The 5530-nt window shown below is 53.9% G+C and carries 6 protein-coding genes; all 6 read right to left on the reverse strand.

From position 1 onward, the window contains the following. The coding region (locus ACTS3T_RS23695) for a DNA ligase LigA-related protein (protein WP_462935826.1) at positions 1-758 on the reverse strand (758 nt) is incomplete at its 3' end. Between the two features lie 256 nt (positions 759-1014). Beyond that, positions 1015-1320 (reverse strand): hypothetical protein, encoded by a 306-nt coding sequence (locus tag ACTS3T_RS23700; RefSeq protein WP_462935827.1) that lies wholly within the window; start codon positions 1318-1320, stop codon positions 1015-1017. Continuing rightward, on the reverse strand, positions 1317-3206 hold the full coding sequence (locus ACTS3T_RS23705; protein ID WP_462935828.1) for a vanadium-dependent haloperoxidase: 1890 nt from the start codon (positions 3204-3206) through the stop codon (positions 1317-1319). The genes ACTS3T_RS23700 and ACTS3T_RS23705 overlap by 4 nt, the downstream gene beginning before the upstream one ends. A gap of 188 nt (positions 3207-3394) precedes the next feature. Beyond that, positions 3395-3655, reverse strand: a complete 261-nt coding sequence (locus ACTS3T_RS23710) for an FmdB family zinc ribbon protein (RefSeq protein ID WP_462935829.1) — start codon at positions 3653-3655, stop codon at positions 3395-3397. A gap of 11 nt (positions 3656-3666) precedes the next feature. Continuing rightward, positions 3667-4872 carry a formamidase gene (fmdA, locus tag ACTS3T_RS23715; protein ID WP_462935830.1) on the reverse strand — a complete coding sequence of 402 codons (1206 nt, stop codon included), beginning with the start codon at positions 4870-4872 and terminating at the stop codon, positions 3667-3669. A gap of 218 nt (positions 4873-5090) precedes the next feature. After that, a partial coding sequence (locus ACTS3T_RS23720; protein ID WP_462935831.1) for an aldo/keto reductase occupies positions 5091-5530 on the reverse strand: 440 nt, incomplete at its 5' end.

The raw sequence follows: 5530 nt of genomic DNA on the forward strand, positions 1-5530 counted from the left end.
GGAGGGAGAGGGAGAGGGGGGGAGGGGAGTTCTATGTGAAGGGCTTGGTTCCAGTTGGGGATGATGAGGGTGTAGGCGAAAAAGTCGAGTTGGCGGCGGGCAACAACGCGAGAGTCGAGCTGGCGGAGGGTACCTGCGGCGGCGTTGCGAGGGTTGGCAAAGAGGGCTTCGCCAGCCGCTTCGCGGTCTTGATTGATTTGCTCAAATACATCTAGCGGTAGGAAAGCTTCGCCCCGTACTTCAACCTGGGGGGGCGGATTGGGCAGCTTTAGCCGCAGCGGAATGCTACGGATGGTTTTGACGTTTTGGGTAATGTCTTCTCCGGTTACGCCATCGCCCCGAGTAACTCCCCGAGTCAGAATGCCGTTTTCGTATGTGAGCGCCAGCGCGTTGCCGTCAATTTTTAGTTCAGCTACGGCGGGGGCGTCTTCAATGTCAGGTTCTAGGCGTCGCCAGCGTTCTTCCCAGGCTTCAAATTCGGCAATGCTAAAGGCGTTCTCCAGGCTATAAAGCGGAATGTTGTGGCGGACTGAGGTGAACTGGCTAGCGGGCTTTTCGCCGACGCGTTGAGTAGGGCTGTCGGGGGTGATTAGCGCTGGATATTGGGTTTCGAGGTCTTGCAGTTCCCGGTAGAGCTGGTCATAAACCGGGTCTTCCATAAAGGGGGCATCCAGCACATAGTAGGCATAGCTGGCTTGCTGTAAGAGCGATCGCAGTTCAGCAGCACGCTGCTGGCTGTTAGCGGCAGGGGTTTGCATAAGGTTGGCGACAGCGTCAGCAAATATCAAAAGAGGCTGGCTTTTATAGCTAAAGGCAAAAGTCAGAGGGCAGAAGAAAACCTTTTCTGTCAGAGACTTTCAGCCATTGAAGTGTCTCAACGCTTCTGGCTACAGCTATAGTTTACTTTAGCCATTGCTGAAGGGCGATCGCCCCCTTTTTTAGGTCAGTGGCGATCGCCCTTTCAAGCCCCTATGGCATCAATCCTCGCTGTCTATAGACTCCCTGAAGGTGGCCCTACAGTAGCTTGCCGATTAAAAACGAGCCGCTAAGCAGGATTGCCAGCACTATTAGCCATTTCCACAGGCGATCGAGACGGCTGAAAAATTTGGCTCTTTGTTTATAGAAATCCAGCCAGTCGGGCTGAGGTTCGCAAACAGGCGGTGCCATTGGCGGATGCTGCGGCAGGGGCAGACGGGGGGTTGAGGGCACAGAGCGGACAGTCGTTGTCGGCAATGGGGTTTGCCCCAGCGATGAGGCTGCCGCTAGTCGCCCCCGTAGCGGCGGCTGTATCCGAGGTGGACGGCGGGGTAAACGGTTCATCGGCGGCCAATCCTCAGGACATCACCCTCAAAAGTTGGTAGAGATAGCACAAAGGGGTCGCTGGAGTAAGTCAGCGCTTGTTCTTCTAAAATGCCGATGGCAATTGCTTCACCCATGCGCAGACTGTCGTAATAGTCGCTGAAGTAGTGAACCCCAGCCATGTTGCGACCAATAGAGATATTTGCCGCTAGTTTGTTTAGCTCCCCTTCTAGGGTGAGCGGCTGGCAAGGCGTTTTTGACAGTACCAGATCGTCCGTCGGAGCCAGCGTTTTTAGCTCAGGTGCCCGAAATGTGACGGGAACATCCCCTGCCGCCAAGCGTTTGAAGGCAACGCTACCGGATGGCGTTTGAGCCAGCACAGCACTGGTGTCAAAAAAGGCTTTGAGAATGGTGACGCAAGCCCCCGCAACCGTGGCATGTCCGGCTCCATAGGCAGGGTGCATGGGTGAGCCTTCAGGAAAAGCCATTGGCAAGAAGTAGGTGCCCAGCCCTGGCCCTTGCCGAATCGCTTCTAGGGTACTTTGCCCGCCCGCAGGGGCGTTGCAGTCTAATTCTGTCTTCAACAGACCGACATCTGCCAAAAGAGCAGTCGGCACTTTGCCTGCGAGGTCGCTATCGGTTTCGTGTAAGCGCACCAGTTCAATTCTGGCGGCTAAGGCTTCGGGTCGCAGGCGAATGTGGTTGTTGAACTTTTGAAAACGGACGGCTTTGAGGGCACGGGTGGAAACTTCAGTGACCAGGTTGAGAATGTGCGGCCCGCCATAGAGGGCAAACCCCCCGGCTTGACGTCGGGTTGAGCCTTGGCCTGCGGCAGCGCCGACGCCAGAAAGGTGATCAAAGCCTGGATCAAAAGGTGTGCCCATTCCCAATAGAATGATGGCGGCGTTCAGATAAGCTTCATAGAGCGCGTCGTAATGTACATAGGTGGCTAAGTCGCGCGGCGTGGAGATAAAGCGGCGGGCAGGTCGTTGGGGGGGCTGAGCGTCACTGCCGTCGGGTGCCACATAGATTTCTGGGTTGACGGCTGGCTGTAGCCCGCGCTGCACCTGAACGTAGGCTGGCATGTCGGTCATGTAATCTTTTGCGGGTTTGGCAACGGGTACCCTTTGGTCGATTTGCAGCACGCCATAGGTGATTTTGCCTTCGGCAACGGTGCCGCCTCGGTTGCGATCGCTGTTGCCAATCATTAAAAACTGAGAGAGGTAAGGCCCGACTTCTACCCCTGGCGAAGAACCGCGAAAGAGATTGCCAAAATCTAGTTTGCCCTCAGCGTTGACTTTGCGGGGGCGTCCGGTTTGATGGCTGATATAGCTCAGGTGATTGAGCCGATCGAGAGCGGCTTGAATTTTAGGATTGGCGTGGCAACTTTCAAACTCATTTAGGGGCTGATCTCGCAACAGCGCCAGTTCATAAACTTCAGCAATTTCAAAAGCCAGTTCCGCATTGGCCTTGCCAGGAGCCACCAGTAAAGGAGGGGCTGGCGGCATGGTGACGGCTTGGGCATCAGGGCCTTGTAGCTCAAAGACGATTCCGGCGGTAGGGGCTTCCCACTGTCTAAAGTTGTTGGGGGGCACTTCTACAGGCTGAACCGTATAGCCGCTCTCGGCTGGCACGACTTCAAATTTGGCTCCGTGCCGTACCCGATCAGAAAAGGGATCGATAAAGCCATCGTCAATGGCGCGGCGAAATTCGACAAAATCTTGCGCTTCTGCTAACAGCCCTGTATGCGGGTTGTGGGGCAAGCCTTTGGTAAACGACATAAAGTACTGGCTACCAGCATAGCGTTGCTCGTCTCCATTTGCCTGTTGAATGGGATACTCGCGACTTCTAGCCAGTTCTGCCGCCTCAAGGCGGACTGCATAAGCTTCCTGACGACGATCAGACATGTCAATTTTCCTTGTGAGATCAAACTGTGAGGAGCGATCGCTCTAGTCACAAAACAAATTTGATCCAAATATAGAAATGCGGGTCTGCCAGTGGCAGTACCCGCACGGGTCATTTCATCTCGTGAATTTACTGATACCGTCAATAAAGCCGTTGGCATCAATGCCGGAGCCGTCGCTTTAGCCAAAACTTAGTGGCCAATCATCCAGGGACGGCCTCCCGTATGGCTTTTTACCCTTGGCTGCTGAGGTTCTAGATCGCGTTGTACACGCTGAGGCTCTGGACTTTCCCGCTTCAGCCGTACGGAGCCAGAAAGCAGCGCTGGAGCCGAGAAAACCCGTTTGCCTAGAGTTTGACAGCTAGGGCAGTAGGCTGGATCGCTGCGGGTCGCCAGCGATCGCCATTCGTCAAAAATGCCGCAGTCAGCACAGCTAAATTCGTAAAGTGGCATTCAAGCCTCCCCTAAACTGGCAAAATATCCTGGTCAAAAATCTCGGTGGGAATCGCCAAAGTTGCACAGGCGTTAGGAATATCGACAATGCCGCTAATGCGCCCTTCAACCGGGGCACAACTGAGCAGCAGATAGGCTTGCTCCCCTGTAAAGCCAAACTTTTTCAAATACTCGATCGCATTTAGGCAAGCTCGTCGATAGGCAATATGAACATCCATATAGTGCTGCTTACCTGTAAACTCATCCACTGAAATCCCCTCAAAAACCAGATACTCAGAGTAACGAGGTTCAACAGGCCCCGGCTTAAAAATGGGGTTGACCATGCTGTACTTATCCATGCCCCCCTTGATGATGTCCACATGCAGGTCGATATAGCCCGACATCTCAATCGCCCCGCAAAAGGAAATCTCCCCGTCTCCCTGAGAGAAGTGAATATCTCCCATCGACAATTTAGCCCCCTCAACATAGACCGGAAAGTAAATCCGGGTTCCCCTAGAGAGATTTTTGATATCGCAGTTGCCGCCATGTTCGCGGGGGGGCACCGTGCGGGCTGCTTCTGCCGCAACGCGATCGTACTCAGAAGTCGGCAGCGTGCCCAGAATGGCATTTTGAGGATTGGGCAAAGCCGCCAGCACAGGCTGATCGCCCGAAAGACCCGCCCCATAAGTGCGCAGATCAGGCGCGGTATCCACCAAGGCTTTCTCCCGCTGATTCCACTTGGCTAGCAGTTCATGGGAAGGGGCGCAGCCAATCAGACCGGGGTGAGTAATACCAGCAAAACGAACACCCGGAATGTGGCGAGAAGCTGTATAAATCCCTTGAAAATCCCAAATTGCCTTAGCCGCATCCGGAAAGTGATCGGTGAGAAAGCCGCCGCCGTTGTTTTTGGCAAAAATCCCGGTGAAGCCCCATTCGTCCCCTTGCAGCGCCCCAATATCTAGTAGATCAACCACTAAAATGTCACCCGGTTCAGCCCCGTTGACCCAAATTGGGCCGCTCAGAACGTGAACTACCGTCAAATCGACATCTCGAATATCGTCTGGGCTGTCATTGTCTTTGATTTGCCCATCTGTCCAGTCTTTGCATTCGATGCGGAAAACGTCGCCCGGATTAACCGAAACAACCGCTGGAATATCAGGATGCCAACGGTTATGCCCTGGCATTTCCTGCTCTGTCATTGGCTTGGTTAAATCGACTTTAAACAATGTCTTGGGCATAACCTGTCTCCTGATTGCTGAGGTCAAATGAATGCCGCTTGAAACATCAGTAGTCAACTACACCTGCTAGCCGAAAAAAGTTGTGCAAGTTACAGATTGCCAGGAAGCATCAGCCAAATAGCTCATTCTGGCTAGTTTTGGCCTAAATTCACGATTGCCAGCAGATCTACCGCCAGTGGAGCTGAATTTTCTGGTTTTGAGGGGGCATTTGCGGCGATTTAAGCCGTAACCCCAGCCCCAGCGCCCGTCCCTAAAATAGGGCGGTAATAGGATCGGGGCTTATCGCCTACGGTAGCGCCACCGTTAATCATCCCCTGCAAGCTCGGTGCAAAAAAGGTATAGGGAAAACGGGTTTCGGGCTGGCTAACATCGTCTAAGCGCTGCCGCGGCTCAGCCGGAAGGTCAAAATCGAGGGCAGCCAAATTAGCTTGTAACTGTTGCAGCTTGGTCGCGCCCATCAGCACTGAGGCCACACCAGGCCGATTCATCACCCAGTTGACAGCAACCTGCGCCATAGAGCGCTCTAAAGCTTGGGCGACTTTTTCCAGCTCAGCCACGATCTGCCAGTTTTTCTCAGTGAATTTATTAAAGGCAGGATTGCCACTGTCCGCCAGCATAGCCAAACGACCCGAACCAACTGTACCCGCCTGAGAAGGTT

Source organism: Almyronema sp. (assembly GCF_052168255.1).
GTDB lineage: Bacteria > Cyanobacteriota > Cyanobacteriia > Phormidesmidales > Phormidesmidaceae > Sphaerothrix > Sphaerothrix epifaneia.

Bases quoted from the DNA above. Each gene is read 5' to 3' on its own strand.
- fmdA (WP_462935830.1), bottom strand. From the start codon at position 4,872: ATGCCCAAGACATTGTTTAAAGTCGATTTAACCAAGCCAATGACAGAG.
- ACTS3T_RS23705 (WP_462935828.1), bottom strand. From the start codon at position 3,206: ATGTCTGATCGTCGTCAGGAAGCTTATGCAGTCCGCCTTGAGGCGGCA.
- ACTS3T_RS23700 (WP_462935827.1), bottom strand. From the start codon at position 1,320: ATGAACCGTTTACCCCGCCGTCCACCTCGGATACAGCCGCCGCTACGG.
- ACTS3T_RS23710 (WP_462935829.1), bottom strand. From the start codon at position 3,655: ATGCCACTTTACGAATTTAGCTGTGCTGACTGCGGCATTTTTGACGAA.